This window comes from Salipiger sp. PrR002 (genome assembly GCF_010500775.1).
Classification (GTDB): Bacteria; Pseudomonadota; Alphaproteobacteria; order Rhodobacterales; family Rhodobacteraceae; genus Salipiger.
This window is the reverse complement of record NZ_JAAGOU010000039.1, coordinates 1-20,492: the sequence shown is the minus strand read 5'-3', so window position 1 is coordinate 20,492 and position 20,492 is coordinate 1. Positions and strand designations below refer to the sequence as shown.

Below are 20,492 nucleotides of genomic sequence, written 5' to 3'. Positions count from 1 at the left end.
CTCCTGTGCTCTGGCATCAGCCCTGCCGCACGCCGCCGCGCGGCGTGATCACGGTTTTCGGACTGGTGTTGTATGCATGTTCGGGCAGCTCGCCCGTCCATTCGTAGGCCTGTGTTCCGGGCGGGTTGTCGTACCAGCCAGGATCGCTGTAATCGTCGCGGTCGATGCCCTCGCGAACCTTCACCACGCTAAACATGCCACCCATTTCCAATGGGCCATGCGGCCCCCATCCGGTCATCATCGGCACGGTGTTCTCGGGGATCTCCATCGACATCTCGCCCATATCCGCCATACCCGCCGTGCCCATCGGCATGTAGCCAGGCTGCTGGCGGCGGATCATTTGGGTCAGGCGGGACTTGTCGGCGCCAATAAATGTAGGGATGTCGTGGCCCATAGCATTCATGGTGTGGTGCGACTTGTGGCAGTGGATCGCCCAGTCACCTTCGTGAATCGCGTCGAACTCGTAGGCGCGCATGGCGCCTACAGGAATGTCGATCGAGACCTCGGGCCAACGGGCACTTTCCGGCACCCAGCCTCCGTCAGTACAGGTGACCTGAAAGTCATAGCCATGCATGTGAATTGGGTGGTTGGTCATCGTCAGGTTGCCACAACGCACACGGACACGGTCCCCCTTGTTGACCACCAGAGGATCGATGTCCGGGAAGATCCGGCTGTTCCAGGTCCACATGTTGAAATTGGTCATCTCGGCCACGCGCGGGATGTAGGTCCCCGGGTCGATGTCATAGGCCGCAAGGAGGAACGCGAAATCCCGGTCCACCGGCATGAACGCCGGGTCGCGCGGATGCACGATGAAGAGCCCCATCATGCCCATGGCCATCTGTACCATCTCGTCCGCATGCGGGTGGTACATGAAGGTGCCGGACTTGATGAGGTCGAACTCGTAGACGAAGGTCTTACCCGGCGGGATGCCGGGATGCGACAAACCACCAACTCCATCCATTCCCGATGGCAGGATCAGTCCGTGCCAATGCACGCTGGTATGTTCCGGAAGACGGTTGGTTACGTAAATACGCACCCGCTCGCCTTCGACCGCTTCGATTGTGGGTCCGGTGGATTGGCCATTGTAGCCCCAGAGCCGCGCAATCATCCCGTCCGCCATAATCCTTTCAACAGGCTCTGCAACGAGGTGGAACTCCTTTACATCTCCGTTCATGCGATACGGCAAAGACCATCCGTTCAGTGTTACAACGGGGTTGTAGTCGAACCGATCCGAAGGCCTTGGGGGAACTTGTGTATAGGGGCTGTCGGTAAAGGCGGCCTCGGGCAGATCGCGAAAGCGTGTTTGCGCGGCCCCGGCGTTCGCCAGCACAGCTCCAGCGCTCGCGGTCAATCCCGCGCCCAGTAATTGACGACGGTTCATCATTCTTCGCTACCTCCGGTCAGAGTAATTGCCCCGCCCCAAATCGCCGCGGTCGCGTCTGTTTCGGCAAGCCAGTAGTCACGTTTCGCTTCTGCGGCAGAGAGGCGCGAAGCGAGCCCCTCCTGGGCATCAGCGATCAATTCAAAGGTCGAGGTCAGCATGCCGTTGTAGGACAGCAGCGCTTCGTCATCGATCTGGCGTCGCAGAGGCAAAACAGAGTCGCGCCAATGCCGCGCGATGCTATGGCGACCGGTGATGGCCCTATAGGCCATGCGTGCGTCCGAACGCGCATCGACGGCCTGCTGGGCCAGCCTGTTCGCTGCCTGCAGATAGGCCATGCGGCCACGCTTCGACACCAGCGGACCGGTGTCGTAGAGCGGGATCTCGAAATCTAGAGCAAGCGCTGGATTGGCCTCGGTTTCTCCGGCTGCACGTTCCAGGTCGAAACCAGCCACCAACTGGACGTCCGAGACCATACGGGTTTGCCCGGTCAGACGGTAGTCCAGCGCGAGCGCCTCGAGTTCCAGCTTTCCAGATGCCAGGTCTACGCGGTTTGCCAGTGCCAGCTGTTCGATATTTCCTGCAACGCGCGGGCCACCAGGCAAGGCGGGCAGCGAGTCCGGCACGAATACAGTGGTGTCGCTACCCCAAAGCCCCATCAGCCGAAGCAGTTTTTCTTTGGCCAATTGCGCCTCCAATTGGGCGGCTGCACGTTCGGCGGCAAGCTCAGCAGTAAAGGCATGCTCCCTTGCTTGATCGGCCTTGCTCATCGCGCCGGTACGGCCCAGTTGCACAGCAAGTTCGGACGCTGCCTCGGCAGTGCCCTGAGTTTGAGCGATCAGTGCAGCGGCTTCGAAAGCGCCAACCGCCTCAATCCAGGCCCGGCGGGTTTCAACGGCCAAGTCTATCGTGTCGGCGAGCGCAGCAAGTTCGGATTGTCTGAAGCGAATCTCCGCAAGTTGGGTCCGCGGTGCGGATGTTGCCACGTCGAGCAGGGAGTTGATTAATGTTGCCTCAAGTGTGCGAGTGACATCGCCAGCCAACCCGGAGATTGACACACCGATCGAGGGCACCGGCCCCATAGCCACTTCCCATAAGTCAGTTGAGGACAGACCTAGCTCAGCGAAGCTGGCTTGAAGTGCGGGACTGCTTATCAGGGCAACCTGCACTGCGGTGTCGGCGCTGACGGTCTTACCATGCACCATGGCGTGAACCCTCTTGCGCGTTTCCTCAAGGTCCGCGGCAGACAGGTTCCAGATCGGTGTGGCCCCTAGAGCCTGGCGTGCACCCGTCTCGACACTGCCAAAGCCCGCGCGATCTGGTTTTGCACGCTCAAGAACGGCAGGACTGGCGCAGGCGGACACCAGCAACATGGACCCCATGAGAAGAGGCAGTTTCATTCGCCACCCTCCCGTTGTTCATCATTCAGCATCCGCCATTCGGCCGGTTCTCCGACCGAGTAGCCCGCGTAAGCAACAACAGGCCCGGGTTGCGCAGACGCGACCACAGGCGATGTAACCGCCGCCGTAAGCGCTGGCACGGTTTCAAGTTCAGGAAGCGCCGAGCAGGCGGCCCCGAACAGCGGCAAGGATGCCGCAAGCAGAATTTTCACTTAGATTTCCTCGAAATGTCAGATGCAGATGGTCGCAGTCAAACTGCGGCTACAGGTGCATCAGGCGCGAGGAGGGCGCCGCAAACCTTCGGGTGTGGCCGAACGGACTAGGGACGCAATATCCCAGGACCGGAGGGAAACATTAGCGGACTGCTTTGTGCAACTTTCGGCACCTACGAAGTCACCGACCACGCAGATATGTGACGCACAGTGGTCTGCTCCATGGTCGATATCTGCAGCCGGAATGTCCGTTTCATGATGGTGGCGCTCGTTTGAAGACTCCTGAGCGACTTGTTCAACAGAGCACGAAACCATGGCTGATGCATTGGACGGCATCAGGGTCACTGCCACCAATATGGAGGCAATCTGGAGTATCCCAAAAACGGCCCGAATCCTGTACATCATTTTTGAAGCTGTATTGCTGAAACAAAATGTCGGCAAGTCACCAAAACGTGTGGGCAAATTTTTCATACATTCTTCGTAGAAGTTTGAAAAAACTGCTGAAATCCTAATCGATCAATGAATGTGCGAGCGTAGATGTCGCAAGCGGTGACGACATGATCGCCCGCTTGAAAAACATCATTGCGTTGGAGACTGACGGAGCGTTGGTCTAACGGTTGATTTCTACTGGCGGCACAAACCCGTAGTCGCTTACTCGAGAGCATTCAGGAACCTAGCGTAGTCATCACTGACCTCCCTCGCCTCAACAAAGGCGCGAGCGCGCTCGGCGTCGAGACAACGGAAGTAGTCCTGCACATCGGCAATGTAGGCCTCGAAATCGCTTCTGATCAGATCGGCGTAGGCACGCATGTCGTCTTGCGACTGAGGCAAGAACGGTCGTTCGGGAGGTACGCAATCTGCTGCTGCGGCTATCGGCATGCTTCCAAGCAGGAACGCGAACAGCAACGGTGCGTTGCGCGCAATAAACAGCCGCAGGGCAAAACTCCTTTGCCGCCTTTAAGATTATCATTCTGTCGGCTATCACCGTTATCGGAGCAAGGCGAACTTCGTCAACACGTTATTATTGTCTTGCTATCATTAATGTTGTTTTGTATCGCTCACGGTGTTGCGACCCCGTGGGCCTGATACTGCACCCAGGCAGAACAAGGACCCAAGGGAAGGCCATGATAGAAGAAGCCCCGAATGTGGTTACAGAAGACGGACTGCGCGGCTTGCTCGCCGAGGGCTACCTCATTGAGGTGGTCTGCAAGGAGAGAGCAGAGAAGCGCCATAACAGCTGGTACGGCTCGTGGGTCATCCGCGCCGTCGCCACTGATGGGCGTGACGATAAGATGCTCGTCACCAGCCGAAGCGTCCTCAAGCTCCGCGACTTCAAAACCATCGTTGGCCTTGTCAGTTTCCTGGCCGACATGGGCTGTACGACCGCTAGCATCCCACTTGAAGAAGGTGGCCGCGAACGCCACGCCGCGCCTCCGGTCAAAGGCAGCTGACCGCGCGACTGCGCTCGTCGTTGCTTTGGGTACAGGCGTTTGTTCCGCGCCCCCGGCCCTGGCCGACGGTTTCATCTTTTCGGTTGGCCCAGACGGCCAATTGATTTCCACTTCTCAAGAGGCAAACGGGCGCCTTTTTCTCTTCGCAGAACCTCGCGTTCCTGGCGCCACTGTCGAGACAGCGATCCCGGCCCGATCTGCCGCCGGCGCCACCCCAGAAATCCTCCATGCGATCGAGACCACGGCTCTACGGTATGCCGGGCATGGTGCGCTGCGTCGCGCGGGGCTTTCCGTCACTGATTGGGCGCTCCTTTACCGCGCCAACATTGAAGTCGAGAGCGCATACAATCCGGCTGCACGTAGCCCTGTCGGGGCTATAGGCCTCGGGCAGCTTATGCCGGATACCGCCCGCGACCTCGGCGTGGACCCACATGACATTGCGCAGAATCTCGACGGATCAGCCCGCTACCTGCTGATGATGCTCGACCAGTTCGGCGAGGGCTCTCTGGCCCTTGCGGCATACAACGCTGGTCCGGAGGCGGTCACACGCCACGGCGGCATTCCCCCTTTTCGCGAAACCCAAGGGCATGTGGCCCGTGTGACTGCCGTGTTTGAGCGGCTCAGAGGAGATCTTTCATGACATCGAGACCTTCGATCGTCGCGCTCGGCGCGATGGCCCTTATCGTGCTGGCGGGTCCAGCGCTTGCACAGAGCATCGACCTCTCGCCGGTACAGACCCTGCTTCAAGGAATTGTCGATGCGATCACCGGTCCCTTGGGGATCGTGATTGGCACGCTCGCACTGATCGGGGTGTTCCTTTCCTGGCTCTTTGGCATCCTCGACTTTCGTCAGGCGCTCTGGGTCGTGGTTGCAATCGCGGGCATCGCCGCAGCACCCACCATCGTCGCCGCCATCTGGACCACCTGAGCTCTATCCATGGCTGACCAGTCCCGCGTGTTCATCGGTCTTCTCAGGCCACCCAAGCTGATGGGCTTGCCGATCATGTACGCCATGGTCTGGCTCTTCGGCTCGACGCTTCTATTCCTCTGGGTGCAGAGCTGGGTGGTGGCTGTGTTCGCGGGGCTGGCCTGGCCGGCGCTTTGGAAAGCCGCAGACTGGGATCCGAATTTCCTCGATGTCCTGGTGATCACCCTGCAGGAAACCCCGCCGACCACGAACCGCAAGCTGCACGGAGGCGACAGCTATGCCCCGTGATGGAATTGCCGATGCGGTTGAGAACGCCATCGATCCGCTGACCGCGCTACCCGCATGGGTCAAGGGCGAGAAGCGGCTCTCAATGATGCTGCCCTATGTGAGCCTCGTGAACGACCGAACGATCCGGACACGCGGCAACGAGCTGATGCAATGCATCCGGCTCGAGGGGGTGAACAGCATCACGAGCGAGGACGGGCATCTCGACCGGATCGGAGGGTTGCTGGCTGGCATCGTGGCGCAGGTCGGGACCGAGTTCTCATTCTACCTGCACAAGGTCTCGAAAGCGGTCGATGTGACCCTGCCGCCCATTCCGGGCGAGGGGTTCGCTGCTGCCATCGACAAACGATGGCACGCGCATCTCGGCCGCGCGGGCTTGCGCGACAAGACGCTGACCCTGACCGTGCTGAAGCGCCCCGAGGTGAGCAGCCGCTTGCCGTTCGGACTTGGGGCGTCTCGCTCGCGACATGCGGCCGACACCACCCGCCGCTTGCGCAAGCTCGACGAGGTTGTGGGCTTTCTGCTGTCCTCCTTCGATGAGCTGAAGCCCCGCCTTCTGGCCGCAAGCACCGGCGAGCTTCTGGGCTTCCTCGGTTCACTCAACACGGGCGAGGAGCACCCGCTCTTCCCCCGGTCGCGCCTCGGTGTGATCGCCGAGGACGTAGCCAATACGCGCGTCACCTTCCGCGGCACGACCATCGCACTCTCGGACGGTGCCGTCGGCGACAAGCTCGGGGCGATCTTTGCGGTGAAGAACTACCCGGCCAAGACCGATAGCCTGATGCTCGACGAGTTGAATCTGCCCGTCGACATGGTGGTCACGCACTCTTTTGTGCCGATCAACGCCAACATTATGGCGGGCCGGATCAAGCGGCAGCTGCGGCTAATGCAGGCCGCCAATGACGGAGCCGTCAGTCTCGCCCAGGAACTGGAACTCGCGCAGGACGATCTGGAATCCAAACGCCTGATCTTCGGCGAGCACCACATGACCGTAGCTGTCTATGCGCGATCCCAGGCCGCCCTCGACGACATCGCGGCCGAAATCCGCAACATCTCCGCCACCTCCGGGATCAACCTGATCTCGGAAGCCTTCGGGGCGCGGGCGCATTTCATGGCGCAGCATCCCGGGAACACAGGGGCGCGCAGCCGCAAGGCCGCAATCACGAACCACAACTTCGCCGATCTCGCTACCTTCCACCGCACCCCGCTCGGAAAGACAGGGCGGGAAGTCCCCTGGGGCGTGCCGATCACGCTCTTTCCGACACCCGAGCGCAGTGGTTTTCGCTTCAACTTCCACGAACAGGGCGCGCCGGATCGCGAGCCCACGGGAGGCCACACGCTGATCCTCGGCCGTCCCGGCTCCGGCAAATCCGTCCTGGCGGCTTTCCTGATGACCATGGCACGGCGGGCAGGTGCGCGGGTCTTCGTATTCGACTATCGCGCGGGCATGGAGATGGCCGTCCGCGCGCTCGGCGGCAGCTATTCGACCGTGCGGGCGGGGCGCCCCACGGGCCTCAATCCGCTCCAGACCGAGATCGACGTGCGGGGCCAGGCATGGCTTGCTGATTGGCTCGCGAGCCTCTTGGAGCGGCGCGATCGACCGCTAACCCCGGTTCAGACCAACCGACTGCAGGAAGTCGTGCGCCAGAACGCCAGCGCAGGACATGCGGGTCTACGGAACTGGTCGGATTTCGCCTCGCTGCTGGTCTCGACCGATGACGAGGGCGATCTCTTCGAGCGTATGCAGGAATGGACGGCCGAGGGTCGCTACGGCTGGATCTTCGGGGCCAATGCCGAGGACAGTTTCAGCATCGATGGAGACGTCGCGGGCTTTGACCTCACCGGCATCCTCGATTCCGAGAGCGAGCGGGAACGCATGGCGGTCCTGTCCTACCTCTTCCGCCGGGTCGAGCGGGTGATCGAGGACCGCAAGCCCACCATCATCGTCATCGACGAGGCATGGAAAGCCCTCGACAACGCCTACTTTGCGGAGCGCCTCAGCAACTGGCTGGTGACCGCCCGCAAGCAGAACGCCGTCGTCGTGATGATGACGCAATATGCCAGCCAGCTCGAGCGCACGCGCACCGGCAAGACCATCGTGGAAGCGGTGCCGACGCAGGTGCTCTTGCCCAACATTCGTGCTTCCGCCGCTGACTACGCGATGCTCGGCCTGACCGAGAAAGAGCTCGACGTGCTTCTGGGCGTCGGCTCGGCCTCGCGGCTCGCGCTTGTACGCGACGACCGTGGTTCCGTCGTGATCGATGCCGATCTCAGCGCGCTCGGCCCGCTCGTGACCATCCTTGGCGGAATGGAGAAGGGCGAAGCGCTTGTCGGCGCCGATTATCGCGAACGTCCTGATTTCTGGAGAGTGACATGACCCGTACCATCATTCGCAGCGTAGTGCTGCTCGGGCTCGGCCTGACCCTGACAGCCTGTGCGCAGCATAACCCCCCGCAAGCCAACTGCTTCAATTTTCGCGAGGCTCCTGCGCAGGCAGGAACCGCCACCGCCACGATCTCGACCATGGGGGCGGAGGTCACGCGCCGCGACACGGCCTGCGATTTCGTCCTCTTGGGGGCGGGCGGCTGAGCCAATGCGGACCTGGCTTCCTCTCTCGATGATCGGCTTTGCACTGGCAGGTCCCACGGCGGGGCCAGCGGTCGCCCAAGGCGTGCCGACCTTCGATCTGCGCCTCTTCGCAGAGCGGCAGGCCATCCTTGAGCAGACCGATCGGGACCTGGCACTGCAGCAGGTCCGGCTAAGCCGAGAGGAGGAACTGGCCGAAATCGAGCGCCAGCAACTCGCCTCCCTCGAAGGGCTGATGGATGCCATGTCGCTTGGCGCTGGAGACGTGGCCGGAACCGTGGCGGGGCTCGAGGCGGGGCAGGGGGCGGTCGACGACGTCGAAAGCGCGGCCGCCAGTCTTTATGCGCCCGAGGACACCAATCCAGCGGCAGCGCGGATGTTCGGCGATGCCAGGGAGGGGATCGAGGAGCTGATCATCCGCGCAGCACGCGACACCCATAGTCTGTCCGGGGTCGGCCGCGCAGGTCTTTCGCTCGTGCAATGGCGCTGTCTCTTGCAGGCGCTGATCTGGCAGGAAAGTCGTTTCCAGATCGGGGCACGCTCACCCGTGGGGGCCTTCGGACTTACCCAGATCATGCCCGGTACCGCGGGCGATCTCGGGATCTACCCGGCCTATTACGACGATCCCTATCTGCAGGTCACCGGCGGTGCGCGATACCTCGCACAAATGCTGAACATGTTCGATGGCAACATTATCCATGCGCTCGCCGCCTATAACGCCGGTCCTGGCAATGTGCAGGATTATGGCGGTGTGCCGCCTTTCGCGGAAACCCAGCACTATGTCGTGGTGATCCCGCAGCAGTACAACAGCTACCTCGCGGCCATGGGCGGCATCGATGCGCTCGGCACCATCGACCCGGTCCTTCTGGCGAATGCGAGTTTCAGCCTCTCGGCCCACGGCGCAGGGGTCTATGGCGACTACTCGCTGGTCTCAGTCCGCGCGGCCGCCCTGCGCGTGCAGGACATCATCACCCGCATTGGCGAGACCGAGGATCTCCACGAGGCCATCGCGCTCAACACCTATGCCCGGGCCGAACAGGCCCGGCTGGTCGCAATCCGGACCCGGATCAAGGCCGCCCGAACCGAGCCACTCAGTGCCGAGCAGATCGCCTTGGCGGCGGCCCAGGCTGCCGAGCGGCAATTCATGGATTTCAGTCAGGAGGATTTGCGTTGAACCTGCGCCTGCCCCGTTCCCTTTTCGCCGGTAGCATTGCTCTCGCGCTCACCCTCAATGTCACCGGACCTGTCGCGGCACAGGGTGTGCCCACGGTGGACACTCAGAACATTGCTCAGGAAATCCGCCAGCTTCAACAGATGCTGCAGGATTTCGGGATCCAGACGGATCTTCTGGACAATGCGTTGGAGCAACTGGACATGCTGCAAAGCCAACTCGATCAGCTGAACGAGATGTATGCCTCGCTCACCGGGCCGCGCAGCATCCTCGGACTTGCCATGGGCGGGGACCTCGACACCTTGCTTGAGGCCAACTTCGAAGACATCCCCGGCCTGATCCGAGGCATCCAGGCGGGCGATTGGAGCGCTCTCATCGGGCCCAATGCCGGGCCCATGCGCACGCAGATGGAACAGGCGCTGGCAAGTGCCGGGTTCGACGAGGATTCTCTCCGCGAAATCGCCACCAGCGGCAATCCGGGCGCTGAAGGCGTGGCCACGCGGGCAACCACAGGTGCTGTGATGTCGGCAGCGGCGCAGAACAGCCACGCAGAGGCGGAACAGTCTCTCGAACGGGTGGAACGTCTGGTCGAGATGATCCCGGACATGGAGGATCTCAAAGCCTCGATGGATCACAACACCCGCGTCACGGCGGAACTCGCCATCGCTATGACCCGGATGTGGGAGCTGGAAGCGATTCAAACCCTAGGCGCAGGCAATGCAGGCGTGGTTGACGCCGCCACCGTTGCCGAAGAACGCCGCTACATGGACTTCACCTTGCCGGACCTTGAGCCATGAGTAGGGCAGGGGTGATGACTGCGCGCGAACTCGTGGAAGAGGAACTTGTCTACGGTGCCCTGCGCCGGGAACAGCTTTGGCGGATGATCGGCCTTTCTGGAGCAGGCTTTGGTGTATTCGGCTGTTTGACAGCTGCGGCTGTCGCGCTGATGGTCGAGACGCCGCCTCCCGTGGTTGTCCCCTACGATCCCGCGACCGGGATGGCGCTCCCCAATGCCACGGTTGAAACCGTGTCGCTCGCCGAACGCCCTGCCGTGATCGAAGCGCAAATCTACCGCTACATTCTCGACCGCGAAACCTACAACCAGCTCGACAACGATCTTCGTGTCCGCCGTGTCCTGGCGCAGTCTTCCGGGTCGGTCGAGGCCAGCATGCGCGAGATGTGGACATCGGGTCAGGAGAACTATCCGCCGACGCGATACGGGGCTGCGGCCGAGATGGCCGTTGAGATCGCATCGATCACCCTTATTGGCGATAACCGCGCCCAGGTCCGGCTCAGAAAGCGCCTGACAAGCCCGCAGGGGGTACAGGATGGATCGTTCACTGCCACGTTGATGTTCGAATTCCGGCCCGAGCGGACCCGCGCGATCGACGATGTCTGGCAAAACCCTTTCGGTTTCACCGTCACCCAATATGCCATCCGATCGGACCGTTCCGAATGACTAGCACTCCAATCTTTACCTTGTTGGCCGCCAGTTTTCTCACGTTCGCGGGATCGACTGCCTTGGCCGAGACCACGCCCCGCCCAGGTTCTCATGACAACCGCGTGCGCGTAGCGACCTGGACTGAAGGCCAAGTTTACCGTGTCGTCACGACTCTGACCCGCGTCACCACGGTCGAATTCGGTGAGGGTGAAACCATCCGCTCGATCATCGCCGGCGATACGGTCGGGTTTCAATTCGACGGTGTCCCGGGTGGCCGTGCCTTCGCCATTAAGCCGACAGCATCTGGCGTCGCCACCAACATCACCGTCTACACCAACCGCCGCTCCTACTACTTCCATGTCGTCGAAGCCCGGGAGACGCCGCATTATGTCGTGCAGTTCCGCTATCCTGAAAACCGCGTGCAACCCACCAGGGCGGTTGCGGCCGATGCGCCGAATGCGAACTATGCGGTCAGCGCCCGAGAAGAGTTCACGCCGACGGCCATCTGGGATGATGGTACCTTCACGTATTTCCGGTTCGCACGGAATGCGCCGGTGCCCGCCATCTTCCGTTATTCGAACGGCAGGGAACGCGCGGTGAACAGCCAAGCCTTGAGTGACGGCGTCATCCGCGTGTCCGGCGTCAACCGACAATGGGTCCTTCGACTTGGCGAAGAGGTGGTTTGCGTCCAGGACGCAGGACAGGCCACATCATGACCGAAGGTACGGAAGACCTCGCCGCGCGCCTCGCGGCTCTCGAAGGCTCGACAGGCAAAGCGAAGGCAAGCAAGCGGCCTGCGCCGCTTGCCGCGATCCTTGGGGTCGTCGGCATCGCGGCAGCAGGCGGTCTGGCATGGGCTGCCCTGCAGCCGTCGGCAGAAGCGCCAATGGCGACCGCCGCGCCGGAAGAGTTCCAGAGCAGCGGCCCCGGATTCGGAGATCTGGCGCTGATTTCTGCCCCGGAGCCCAGCCAAGCCCCGCCTGCGGACACAGGTCCGAGCGAGTCGGAACTCGCGCTGATGGAAAGTCTTGCGACATTGAGAGCGGAACTCGAGGAACTGCGCGCAAGACCGGCCGAGGCCGCGGATAGCGGGGCGGAGCAGGCGATTGCGGACCTGACGGCGCAAATTGCCACCTTACAGGAAGCATCCGCCGAGGCGCAGCGTGCCCTCGAGCGGCAACTGACCGAGCGGGATCGCGAATTGAATCAGCTCCGCATGGACTTGGAGCTTGCACGGCTTGTACCACCAGAGCCGAGCTCATTGGGACCAAGTGAAGAAGAATTGCGGCTGGCCGAACTCGAAAGGCGGCGCGCAGCCGAAGCTGAGGCCCGCGCAGAGCGCATCGCGTCTCCTATGATCGCGTTCTCCGGGATGGGCGCGGGTGCGGATAGGGAGAATACGCTGGAAGCCGCGCGTCTGAATGCAGATGAAGCCTTTGTTCGTTCGGGCGCGCAACCAGCACAGGTGACACGTGCCGAAGTGATCGCGAACCCATCGAACACGGTTGTTCAAGGCACCATGATTCAGGCTGTGACAGAGACGGCCCTCGACAGCACACTGCCCGGCGCGATCCGCGCCATCGTCTCGGAAGACGTCCATTCTTTCGATGGAACGCGTATCCTGATCCCGCGCGGCGCGCGGCTGATCGGGCGCTACCGCTCCGATGTCGCACTTGCCCAATCGCGCGTCATGGTGGCATGGGATCGGATCATCTTGCCCGATAATCAGACCGTGCAGATCAGCGCCTTCGGTGGAGACGAACTCGGCCGTACTGGCACCACCGGGTTTGTCGACACCCGTTTCGCGCAACGCTTCGGCTCCGCCGCGCTGATCTCCTTGATCGGCGCCTTGCCTGCGGCTGCAGCGGGTCAAATCGACAGCGAGGCGGCGGCCGATGTTGCGAGTGATGTCGGCAGCGACCTGCGCGATAGCACGCAAAGCGTGATGCAGGACTATCTGGCGATCCGGCCAGTGATACATGTCGATCAGGGTACACGGATCACGGTCATGGTTGATCGTGACCTCGAGATTTTCTGACATGGCTGCAAGTTATCTGGAAGCGTCGCTCGACCGTTTCGGCCCCGAGGTCCTGCGCGACGACACGATCGAGATCTGCATCAATCCCGACGGACAAATCTGGGGCGAATTCCAGGGCGACCACTTCATGCGAGGTCTCGGCAGCCCGCTGAGCCCAACCGAGATCAAGGACCTCGGCAACCAGATTGCCTCCGCCGCCTCGACCACACTCAGCACCAAGAAGCCTATCGTCTCGGTCTCGATCCTATATCGAGATCGCCCGATCCGCGCGCAGGTGATCCAGCCGCCGGCAGTCGAGGGCGGGTTTTCGATATCACTGCGGTTTTTCTCCTCCCTGCCGCTAGAGGCGATCCGGCTCGGATTTCTCTATGGCAAGGAGCGCAGCCTCGAAGGCTTGCGCCGCGAACGTAACGCCGCACTGCGCGATGTGGTGACATCCGGCGACATCGGCGCCGCGCTGCGGTTTTGCGTCGAGAACAAGCTCAACATGATCGTCTCGGGTGGCACGTCGACCGGCAAGACGGTTGCGGCGCGCAAGATCCTTTCGCTGATTCCGCCCGAAGAGCGGATCATCACCATCGAGGAGGCGGCCGAGCTGCGCCCCGAGCAGCCCAATGCCGTGACGTTGATCGCGGACCGGGACACGGATGCCCGCAGTGCCGATGTGCTCTTGGCCTCAACGCTTCGCATGCGACCCGACCGGATTGTCCTAGGCGAAGTCCGCGGTCGCGAGGCGATGACGTTTCTCGAGGCAATCAACACCGGCCACGGTGGATCGCTGACTACGCTGCATGCCGAGACCCCACAACTTGCTGTTCGCCGCCTCGCCATCGCCGCCCTGAAAACCGATGTGCCGATGACCTATGCCGACATGATCGATTACATTGAGGGCTCGATCGACGTGATCATTCAGGCAGGCCGCCATGAAGGCGCGCGCGGGATCACCGAGTTCTTCCTCCCGGGTCAAACCACAGATTTGAACCTCGACACGGTCGACGGCAGAGGCAACAAGAGCCCCTCCGTTGCCGCTGAGTAAAAAAGGAACCCCCCAGATGCGAAAACCAATTCTCGCACTCATGCTTGCCGCCTTGGCGGGCCCCCTTGTGGCGCAGACTTCGCCTCCGATCTCAAACGATCTCACGGTCGATATGTCGCCTCAAAAGTACCGGATTTGCAACGATCGTCCGGCGCGCCCGACCTGGATGGACGAAATCAATCCGCGGGAAGCCTACAAGGCAGCAGCTTTGATGGAATTGTACGAAATTCGGGCCTGGGAGGAGATCGCTGAATCTGGCGACTGCGGCTGTGAAACCCGCTTTCCCGCTTGGGGTAGCTCCGATGGCGAGTATCATGAAAGGTATGCAGGCCTTAGCCAAGCCGAGCATTCAGCGTTTCGCCGCGACTGGATTGAAGTAAGGAAGCAACTCGAGCCGAGCGTGCGTACAATCTGCGAAGCTCAAGGCAACTGGTAATGGGCGTCGTCAGCTGGATGGTCGGAACGGCAGACGCGTTCCTTGTCGATGCGGCTGAGTCCCAGTTCGGGGCCGTGGCAAGCAATACCGGCACGATCGTCCTGCTGATGGTCACGCTTTCGCTAATCGGCGTCTGCATCAACATGGCATTCCAGTTCCGCAGCATGGATGGGGCCAGCTTCTTCTGGTACCTGATCAAGCTGATGCTGATAGGGCTCTTCGCCTTCAACTGGGCAAACTTCAATGCAGTAGCGAACGCCGTCATTGGAGGCTTGGACTACGTCGCTGGCGCGCTGGTGTCTTCGGTTGGCGGCGGAGGAGCCGGAGCCACACACTTTGCCGGCGAATTCGACATCCTGATCGAAAAATTCAGCCAGTACCTGAATGCCATCGGCAGCAATTTGAACTGGATGACGGGCGCGATCCTAGGCGGCATCGGGCTTATTCTTTTGAGCCTCCTTGGCTTCATGACCGGCATCGTCCTCATATTCGCCAAGATGATGCTGACCCTCATGCTCGGCCTTGCTCCGATCATGATCGCTCTGTCGCTCTTCGACGCGACCAAGGATTTCTTCCATAGGTGGGTCTCGACGACGGTCAGCTATGCCTTCTACCCCATCGTCATCGCAGCAATGTTTTCGACCGTCGTCGGCATGGCGAATTCGCTTCTCGCGCAGCTCGGTGATCCAAACTCGGCAACCAACATCGGATCGCTCGTGCCGTTCTTCGTCATGGTGTTCCTAGCCAAGGGCTTCGTCGCTGCAACGCCCCTGATTGTGCGGGGGATCTCTGGGAACCTGATGGTAGCCGCAGCGCCCGCTGTGGTCGCTGGATCGACCGGGATCATGCGGGGGATCTTCAATACCGACGGCGTGAAGGGCCGGGCGCGGATCGGTGCGCTCACGACAAGCGAAGTAATCGGACGAGGCGCGGTGCAGACGCCTGCCGCTGTGCGGAGCGCCGCGGCAACGACAAGCGCGCAGGTGGTCAGAATGGCGGAACGAGCAAAACGTTTGCGAGAGTAGAAAGGAGAAAGCAGCCTTTCGCCGCACTGTGCATGAACTCACACAATGCGGGACAAAGTGTGAATTCGACGCTGTTGATCCAAGGTCGGCTTTGTGGCTGGTCGGGGGGCTATCCCCTTGGACCTACAATCCTACGCGCAAGAGTTCTCGGTGTGGAATTGCTGGCACAAAGTTGTCGTCGCGACCGGTCATGTCCGAATTTGCGATCATACTGTTCAGTATCGCCTCTTCAGTGGATTGGACGACCGCCTCGAAGAACCTGTCAAGATGTTCATCCGGTACCATCTCAAGGCGAAGCAAGCGCTCGGAAGCGCGAAAATCCGGAACTGTGTTCCCTGTCGAGAATGCCAAGAAGATGTCTCCGGACCCGTGTCGGCCAATGCCGCCGGTTTTGCCGACCCCAAGCGTCGCCCTGCGCGCCAAACGCTTCAGTTGATGCGGCAGAATTGGCGCGTCAGTCGCGACTACGACGATGATCGAACTTAAATCAGGGTCATGAGTATTCCTGACCATAGCGGGTTCTTTCATCTCTTTACCCAGAGGATAGCCCATTACGGTCAGGTCTGTCCGGCCGCCAAAGTTGGCCTGTACAAATGTGCCGACCGTATAAGTGTGGCCATCAAACTGCACCAACCGCGAGGAAGTCCCTGATCCAGCCTTGAAACCAAAGCACTTCATCCCCGTGCCGCCACCAACGCTGCCTTCTTGTATCTGGCCAGTCGTGGCATGTTCGATTGCGGAAATTACATGTGCGTCTGTGACGTGAAACCCGTTGATGTCATTCATAAATCCATCATAGGTTTCGGCGGCGACCGGAAGCGCAAATCCGTCGGCATAGACATCAGGGAACCTTGCGGCAGCCCATTTGATGACCGCATCACGTGCAAGACCGCAGGAATGCGTGTTCGTAATAGCTATAGGCAAGGAAAACTTTCCAGTTTCCTCGATATAGTGCGACCCGGTAAGCTCTCCGTTTCCGTTCAAACTGAATATGCCTGCCATTACTGGATCGCAAAGCTGATCTGTCGGTCTGGGCAAGATGGCTGTCACCCCGGTTCGAATTGGCCCAGAACCGACTTCGAGTGCGCCGCTGCCACTGATCAGCGTCGTGTACCCAACTGAAACACCTTCGACATCTGTAATCGAATTCCACTGCCCTGTGCTACCGTCGAGCTTCAGACCGAGTGTTCTGGCCCGCAGCGTTTTGGGCCTTTCAGACCGGGCAAGGTCACTTGTCTCATTTATCATGCTGTTTTGCTACCTGATGAATTGATCTCGTCAGCCTAGATCAGAAATCACCTGCATCTCAAACCCTCAATTTCGGTAGGCACGCGCTAAGACCGAATTGACGATTTGCTTGAAGTCACCTGGCTAGACAGGACGTTCGACGAGTCCGCAGCATCCGGTATTTTGGGCTCTTCAGTTACATTCGCCGCGAGGAGAATGAACGTCAACTCCTGCGAAACTCATCCGTGCTCCGCGATGATAGCTCTCGTTGTCTGAACTGCCGAAGCAAGCGTTGTCCGGTCTGTGTTCGTGATACCTAGGCCCTCAACATCAAGCGACAGTTGACCTTGGCCACCTCCGCTTGCAGCAGCACGAGCCGCGCGGCCGCGGGCCTTCGCTGCGCTGACAGGGTCAGTTTTCGATGCGTTAGGCACATTGTGGCCGACTTCCCGCGGTCCCGCAGCCGCCCGCACTTCCTGCAGTTCTTGCTTCAACCTCTCCACCGTTTCCCGGGTCTCAGACATCTGCCGATCCCGCCGCAGGCCGTCCTCGTCCGGATATGGGAAGCTTCCCGATTGACAGGCGTGCAGAACCTTCAACGCCGGGTCCTCGAAATACTTCACCCTTCTTGCCCGGATCGGCATCTGCGCGTCGATCACGAGGATGACCTCGTCGAGGTCCATGCGTCGGGCCTCATCCTCGGTCAGGAGCGGGGTATCTTCTGTCCTCTCCGAGACGCTGCGCCCTTCGAATGGATTGCGTCCAACAGCACGGGAGCGGGTCACCACACGCTTGGTGGTCTTGCCGACAGCCTGGCTCAATTCCTCGATGGTCTTCTGCTCGGACGGGGTGAGGTAGAGCTTTACCCCGGCGCCGCCCTGCAGCGACCTGCGGGTGTTTTCACCATAGATCTCGTCCAGCGCCGGGATCGTCTGGGTCACGATGGCGAGGTTGCCGCCGAAGGAGCGCAGCGTCTTTATGCTTTCGGCGACGATTGGCATTTTCCCGAGCCGGTCAAACTCGTCGAGCATGATCATCACCGGCCAGGGCTCGTCATCGCCGGGTTCCTGTGCTTGCAGCGAGGCGATCAGGTCCGAGAAGAAGAGGCGGATCAGCGGGGCAAGCGGGCGGATCATCTCGGATTCGACCGCAAGATAGATCGCATGTGGGCGACGGCGGATATCCCGGAAGGAAAAGTCAGAGGTCGCGGTGGCCGCGTCGATCGCGCGGTTGTCCCAGGTGTCGAGACCCGATGTCATGAGAAGCGAGAGGTAGGAGGTGAGGGTGTCGTTGTTGGTCGAGGCCATACGCTCGAAGATCAGTTTGGCCGAGGTGTTCTTCACCTCCTGCGAACGCTTCAGATATTCCTTCTGCTTGTCGCCCCCCGAGGCGGTGATGCGGTAGATCTCGCCGATGGTCGGCACGCCGCGCTCGAAGGCCAGAAGACCGGCCGCCACGAACAAGTCGATACCGCCTGCGAGAAGGCCGCTCAGCTTTTCGTTGTCGGTCTGCAGGAAGAGCTTCGCGGTGAGTTTAAGCTCCATCTGCTGCCGGTCGGGGTTGGTCATGGCAGCAATGCGCGCCAGCGGATTATAGCGATGTGTTGGTCGGTCCCAGTCGGTCGGCGCGAAGCGGAAAACCTTGTCCCCCATGCTGGCGCGGAAGCGCGAGGTCTCGCGGAAGTTCTCGCCTTTCACGTCGAGCACCACGGCGGAGCCCTTGTAGGTCAGCAGGTTCGGGATCACGAACCCCACGCCCTTGCCCCGGCCTGTAGGCGCCACGATCAGCGCGTGGGGGAAGGTTTTTGAGACTAGGAACGGGCGCTTGGATTTCGGGGAGCCGAGCTTGCCCAGAAGGAAGCCACCGTCGGGCTTGGCAAAGAAACCGTTCCTGTTCATCTCGCTGCGGGTCTGCCAATGCGTCGTCCCGAAGCGGGTCAATGCATCCCCCAGAAGCGTGACGCTCAGCATCAGCGATGCCAGGCCGAAGCTGCCAAGGATGAGGTTCACCCAGAGGAAGTCTTTCGGTGCAGACTGAGACAGACCCCGATATTCGCGGGCAAGCAGGGTGACGTCGAAACGGGTGGGAGAAAGCCCATAGCGGAACATGACAAAGCCGGTCGCCACGACATAGCCCATGGCGAGACCGACCAGCACGAGGCTCAACACTCCTAAGGCAATCTTGCCTTTATCCATGGGTGATCCCCTTCTCGCCATCTGCCGCAGCGTGGCGTGCGCGCTGCGCCTCTATCTGTTCTTCCGCCAATGCATCGAGAACGCGCTCCATCGCCGGGCCGTGCGCAGTGACCTCGCTGCTCTGGAGATAGGTCTTGGCGAGTTCCAGCTGGCGCAGCGGATCCTCGGTGAATGTGTCCAGGACGTCCGCGTTACCGGCCCGCAGCGCGTCGATTGCGTCGTGGCTTAGTCGCTCGTTTATCTGCCGGACGATGTCCTGCTGCTCTGACTCGGAGAGCGGGCCCTCGACGTCGGCGTTTCGCACAAAGGCCATGACGGTTGGCGCTGTCTCTTCCAGATACCGGCGCTCGGCGTAGTCTTGTCGCGCCTGGTCCTCGATCTCGAAACTGCGCTCGCTGATATAGGCACGCGACGCGCCTAGCGAACGAAGGTGATTGATTTCGTCCTGGACGGCCTTCCCGAATTCATCATCCGGCATCTCCGTGCGATAGCGGGCGAGGGTGCGGAGCTCTTCGGCAATCGGACCGAGATGATCCGAAGGATCCCGCAAGGCGAGGTCCATGTCGCCAGCATGAAGCGTGCGGTCCTGCTCGGATACCGCATATTGCGGCGGCATTCGACTGTCGGTGATCTGTTCCCAGGCCATTGAGGCCAGTTCGGCATGTTGCGGCGATTTCTGCGCGTAGACGTCGAACGCGGCGCGGGCCTCTTCAACCTCCACGGCACCTGCCCGCCGGACGGACGGGTCGTCGAAGAACGGATGATCGAAATCCGTCCGGCGGAACTGCGCCACCAGCGCTCTGAACGCCTGCCGCTCCGATGGGGCAAAGATGTCGGACCCATCTTGCGCGAGATCACTCCCAGGTGTCGTCAACCGTTCACCAAGCGCTGCCTCAGCGTCATCCACCTCGTCGACCTCGGTTGGCGCGCGCAGGACGCGTACATCGGTCAAAACATCGCCCAGCCGAACATGCACGGCTTCCAGCCGGTCGAGCGCGTCTTCCCGGTCCGCAGATTTCTCCAGATCGAGGTCGCTTGCTTTGGCAATCCCCTGCAGATCCTGTGCCAGCCACTGGCGCTCCAATGCGGCATTGCCTGCCCCCTCCCGCAGGCGCGCGGCCACAGCCTCGGCATCGATGCCCGTGCCTTGCAACGCTTCGGCCAGCTTTGGTGCCACCTCTCCATCGTCAAGACGCGCGAGGTGATCTTCACTGGCGTTTGGCCTTGCATAGATGCCGTCCCGGGACGGAGCATCGACCAGGGCGGCGGAGCGATCCCCGAGCGGGTTCAAATGCGCGACCGAGGCCAGAACGTCGGTCAGCTTGCGCTCGATCACCGGCCTCTCGGCCGCCGGCGCCCTGTCGATCGCCGCCTCGATCTGGCGAATGTTCTGAGAAAACTCGGTGATCAGCGTGTCGAACGCTGCTTCGTCTTGGGACATGTAGATGGCTCCGTCAGCTTGCATCTGACCGCCACTGGCAAGGATGGTGCTGGCCCGCTCGAGCGCTTCGGCCACGTCGTCGAAATTCGAACGTGACGCCTCCGCCGCGAGCCCACGGTAGATCAACGCCTTGTGCCTGACGGTTTCCAGAGCGGCCCCCAGGTCCGCGCCGGTTCTCTGGCGCTCAACTGGGGGACGACCTTCGTCGCGAGCCTTGTAGATTTCATCGATCTCGGCGCG

The 20,492-nt window shown here is 61.2% G+C and carries 21 protein-coding genes; 14 read left to right on the top strand and 7 right to left on the bottom strand.

The window, feature by feature from the left end; translation table 11 throughout:
• Positions 1-16: 16 nt before the first annotated feature.
• From G0A00_RS23220 to G0A00_RS23205, 4 genes are all read right to left on the bottom strand, one after another.
• Positions 17-1,384 (bottom strand): multicopper oxidase family protein, encoded by a 1,368-nt coding sequence (locus tag G0A00_RS23220; RefSeq protein WP_038147513.1) that lies wholly within the window; start codon positions 1,382-1,384, stop codon positions 17-19.
• Complete coding sequence (locus G0A00_RS23215; protein ID WP_009574145.1) at positions 1,381-2,781, bottom strand: TolC family protein; 1,401 nt, start codon at positions 2,779-2,781, stop codon at positions 1,381-1,383. The genes G0A00_RS23220 and G0A00_RS23215 overlap by 4 nt, the downstream gene beginning before the upstream one ends.
• Complete coding sequence (locus G0A00_RS23210) at positions 2,778-2,993, bottom strand: hypothetical protein (RefSeq protein WP_009574146.1); 216 nt, start codon at positions 2,991-2,993, stop codon at positions 2,778-2,780. Before G0A00_RS23210 ends, G0A00_RS23215 begins: the two co-directional genes overlap by 4 nt.
• Before the next feature lie 651 nt (positions 2,994-3,644).
• Positions 3,645-3,872 carry a hypothetical protein gene (locus tag G0A00_RS23205; RefSeq protein WP_038147545.1) on the bottom strand — a complete coding sequence of 76 codons (228 nt, stop codon included), beginning with the start codon at positions 3,870-3,872 and terminating at the stop codon, positions 3,645-3,647.
• A gap of 245 nt (positions 3,873-4,117) precedes the next feature.
• Between G0A00_RS23205 and G0A00_RS23200 the strand changes: the two genes are divergently transcribed.
• The 14 genes from G0A00_RS23200 to G0A00_RS23135 are packed head-to-tail and all read left to right on the top strand — an operon-like array spanning position 4,118 to position 15,389.
• Positions 4,118-4,444, top strand: a complete 327-nt coding sequence (locus G0A00_RS23200) for a hypothetical protein (protein WP_010138156.1) — start codon at positions 4,118-4,120, stop codon at positions 4,442-4,444.
• The gene (locus G0A00_RS23195) at positions 4,401-5,084 is read left to right on the top strand and encodes a lytic transglycosylase domain-containing protein (protein ID WP_090063003.1); all 684 of its coding nucleotides are present in this window, start codon (positions 4,401-4,403) and stop codon (positions 5,082-5,084) included. The genes G0A00_RS23200 and G0A00_RS23195 overlap by 44 nt, the downstream gene beginning before the upstream one ends.
• On the top strand, positions 5,081-5,371 hold the full coding sequence (locus G0A00_RS23190) for a TrbC/VirB2 family protein (RefSeq protein ID WP_054540759.1): 291 nt from the start codon (positions 5,081-5,083) through the stop codon (positions 5,369-5,371). Before G0A00_RS23195 ends, G0A00_RS23190 begins: the two co-directional genes overlap by 4 nt.
• Before the next feature lie 9 nt (positions 5,372-5,380).
• Positions 5,381-5,659: a type IV secretion system protein VirB3 gene (locus tag G0A00_RS23185; protein ID WP_009574151.1), complete on the top strand. Its 279-nt coding sequence runs from the start codon at positions 5,381-5,383 to the stop codon at positions 5,657-5,659.
• Positions 5,649-8,033, top strand: coding sequence for a type IV secretion system protein B4 (locus G0A00_RS23180; protein ID WP_078572051.1), 2,385 nt, complete (start codon positions 5,649-5,651; stop codon positions 8,031-8,033). Before G0A00_RS23185 ends, G0A00_RS23180 begins: the two co-directional genes overlap by 11 nt.
• Entirely contained in the window at positions 8,030-8,245 is a 216-nt protein-coding gene (locus G0A00_RS23175) for a hypothetical protein (protein WP_028095514.1), read from the top strand. Before G0A00_RS23180 ends, G0A00_RS23175 begins: the two co-directional genes overlap by 4 nt.
• Before the next feature lie 4 nt (positions 8,246-8,249).
• A complete protein-coding gene (locus G0A00_RS23170; protein ID WP_090062937.1) occupies positions 8,250-9,416 on the top strand; it encodes a lytic transglycosylase domain-containing protein in 1,167 nt (388 codons plus the stop codon).
• On the top strand, positions 9,413-10,210 hold the full coding sequence (locus tag G0A00_RS23165) for a type IV secretion system protein (protein WP_057796681.1): 798 nt from the start codon (positions 9,413-9,415) through the stop codon (positions 10,208-10,210). Before G0A00_RS23170 ends, G0A00_RS23165 begins: the two co-directional genes overlap by 4 nt.
• A gap of 14 nt (positions 10,211-10,224) precedes the next feature.
• The gene (locus G0A00_RS23160) at positions 10,225-10,872 is read left to right on the top strand and encodes a virB8 family protein (protein WP_164184188.1); all 648 of its coding nucleotides are present in this window, start codon (positions 10,225-10,227) and stop codon (positions 10,870-10,872) included.
• Positions 10,869-11,570, top strand: coding sequence for a TrbG/VirB9 family P-type conjugative transfer protein (locus tag G0A00_RS23155; RefSeq protein ID WP_149884459.1), 702 nt, complete (start codon positions 10,869-10,871; stop codon positions 11,568-11,570). Before G0A00_RS23160 ends, G0A00_RS23155 begins: the two co-directional genes overlap by 4 nt.
• Positions 11,567-12,892 carry a TrbI/VirB10 family protein gene (locus tag G0A00_RS23150; protein ID WP_090062942.1) on the top strand — a complete coding sequence of 442 codons (1,326 nt, stop codon included), beginning with the start codon at positions 11,567-11,569 and terminating at the stop codon, positions 12,890-12,892. Before G0A00_RS23155 ends, G0A00_RS23150 begins: the two co-directional genes overlap by 4 nt.
• 1 nt (position 12,893) lies before the next feature.
• The gene (locus tag G0A00_RS23145; protein WP_164184187.1) at positions 12,894-13,928 is read left to right on the top strand and encodes an ATPase, T2SS/T4P/T4SS family; all 1,035 of its coding nucleotides are present in this window, start codon (positions 12,894-12,896) and stop codon (positions 13,926-13,928) included.
• 16 nt (positions 13,929-13,944) lie between these two features.
• On the top strand, positions 13,945-14,364 hold the full coding sequence (locus G0A00_RS23140) for a hypothetical protein (RefSeq protein ID WP_078572064.1): 420 nt from the start codon (positions 13,945-13,947) through the stop codon (positions 14,362-14,364).
• Entirely contained in the window at positions 14,364-15,389 is a 1,026-nt protein-coding gene (locus tag G0A00_RS23135; RefSeq protein ID WP_009574169.1) for a type IV secretion system protein, read from the top strand. Before G0A00_RS23140 ends, G0A00_RS23135 begins: the two co-directional genes overlap by 1 nt.
• Positions 15,390-15,512: 123 nt before the next feature.
• On the opposite strand, the gene G0A00_RS23130 is transcribed toward G0A00_RS23135, so the two are convergent.
• The 3 genes from G0A00_RS23130 to G0A00_RS23120 all read right to left on the bottom strand — a co-directional run.
• The gene (locus G0A00_RS23130) at positions 15,513-16,637 is read right to left on the bottom strand and encodes a P1 family peptidase (protein ID WP_164184185.1); all 1,125 of its coding nucleotides are present in this window, start codon (positions 16,635-16,637) and stop codon (positions 15,513-15,515) included.
• A 218-nt stretch (positions 16,638-16,855) separates the two neighbouring features.
• Positions 16,856-18,811 carry a type IV secretory system conjugative DNA transfer family protein gene (locus tag G0A00_RS23125; protein ID WP_040545947.1) on the bottom strand — a complete coding sequence of 652 codons (1,956 nt, stop codon included), beginning with the start codon at positions 18,809-18,811 and terminating at the stop codon, positions 16,856-16,858.
• Positions 18,804-20,492 (bottom strand): endonuclease (locus G0A00_RS23120; RefSeq protein WP_164184183.1); only part of this gene is annotated, 1,689 nt, incomplete at its 5' end. The genes G0A00_RS23120 and G0A00_RS23125, both read right to left, overlap by 8 nt.

Bases quoted from the DNA above. Each gene is read 5' to 3' on its own strand.
- G0A00_RS23220 (WP_038147513.1), bottom strand. From the start codon at position 1,384: ATGATGAACCGTCGTCAATTACTGGGCGCGGGATTGACCGCGAGCGCT.
- G0A00_RS23215 (WP_009574145.1), bottom strand. From the start codon at position 2,781: ATGAAACTGCCTCTTCTCATGGGGTCCATGTTGCTGGTGTCCGCCTGC.
- G0A00_RS23205 (WP_038147545.1), bottom strand. From the start codon at position 3,872: ATGCCGATAGCCGCAGCAGCAGATTGCGTACCTCCCGAACGACCGTTC.
- G0A00_RS23200 (WP_010138156.1), top strand. From the start codon at position 4,118: ATGATAGAAGAAGCCCCGAATGTGGTTACAGAAGACGGACTGCGCGGC.
- G0A00_RS23190 (WP_054540759.1), top strand. From the start codon at position 5,081: ATGACATCGAGACCTTCGATCGTCGCGCTCGGCGCGATGGCCCTTATC.
- G0A00_RS23185 (WP_009574151.1), top strand. From the start codon at position 5,381: ATGGCTGACCAGTCCCGCGTGTTCATCGGTCTTCTCAGGCCACCCAAG.
- G0A00_RS23180 (WP_078572051.1), top strand. From the start codon at position 5,649: ATGCCCCGTGATGGAATTGCCGATGCGGTTGAGAACGCCATCGATCCG.
- G0A00_RS23175 (WP_028095514.1), top strand. From the start codon at position 8,030: ATGACCCGTACCATCATTCGCAGCGTAGTGCTGCTCGGGCTCGGCCTG.
- G0A00_RS23170 (WP_090062937.1), top strand. From the start codon at position 8,250: ATGCGGACCTGGCTTCCTCTCTCGATGATCGGCTTTGCACTGGCAGGT.
- G0A00_RS23160 (WP_164184188.1), top strand. From the start codon at position 10,225: ATGACTGCGCGCGAACTCGTGGAAGAGGAACTTGTCTACGGTGCCCTG.
- G0A00_RS23155 (WP_149884459.1), top strand. From the start codon at position 10,869: ATGACTAGCACTCCAATCTTTACCTTGTTGGCCGCCAGTTTTCTCACG.
- G0A00_RS23150 (WP_090062942.1), top strand. From the start codon at position 11,567: ATGACCGAAGGTACGGAAGACCTCGCCGCGCGCCTCGCGGCTCTCGAA.
- G0A00_RS23145 (WP_164184187.1), top strand. From the start codon at position 12,894: ATGGCTGCAAGTTATCTGGAAGCGTCGCTCGACCGTTTCGGCCCCGAG.
- G0A00_RS23140 (WP_078572064.1), top strand. From the start codon at position 13,945: ATGCGAAAACCAATTCTCGCACTCATGCTTGCCGCCTTGGCGGGCCCC.
- G0A00_RS23135 (WP_009574169.1), top strand. From the start codon at position 14,364: ATGGGCGTCGTCAGCTGGATGGTCGGAACGGCAGACGCGTTCCTTGTC.
- G0A00_RS23130 (WP_164184185.1), bottom strand. From the start codon at position 16,637: ATGATAAATGAGACAAGTGACCTTGCCCGGTCTGAAAGGCCCAAAACG.
- G0A00_RS23125 (WP_040545947.1), bottom strand. From the start codon at position 18,811: ATGGATAAAGGCAAGATTGCCTTAGGAGTGTTGAGCCTCGTGCTGGTC.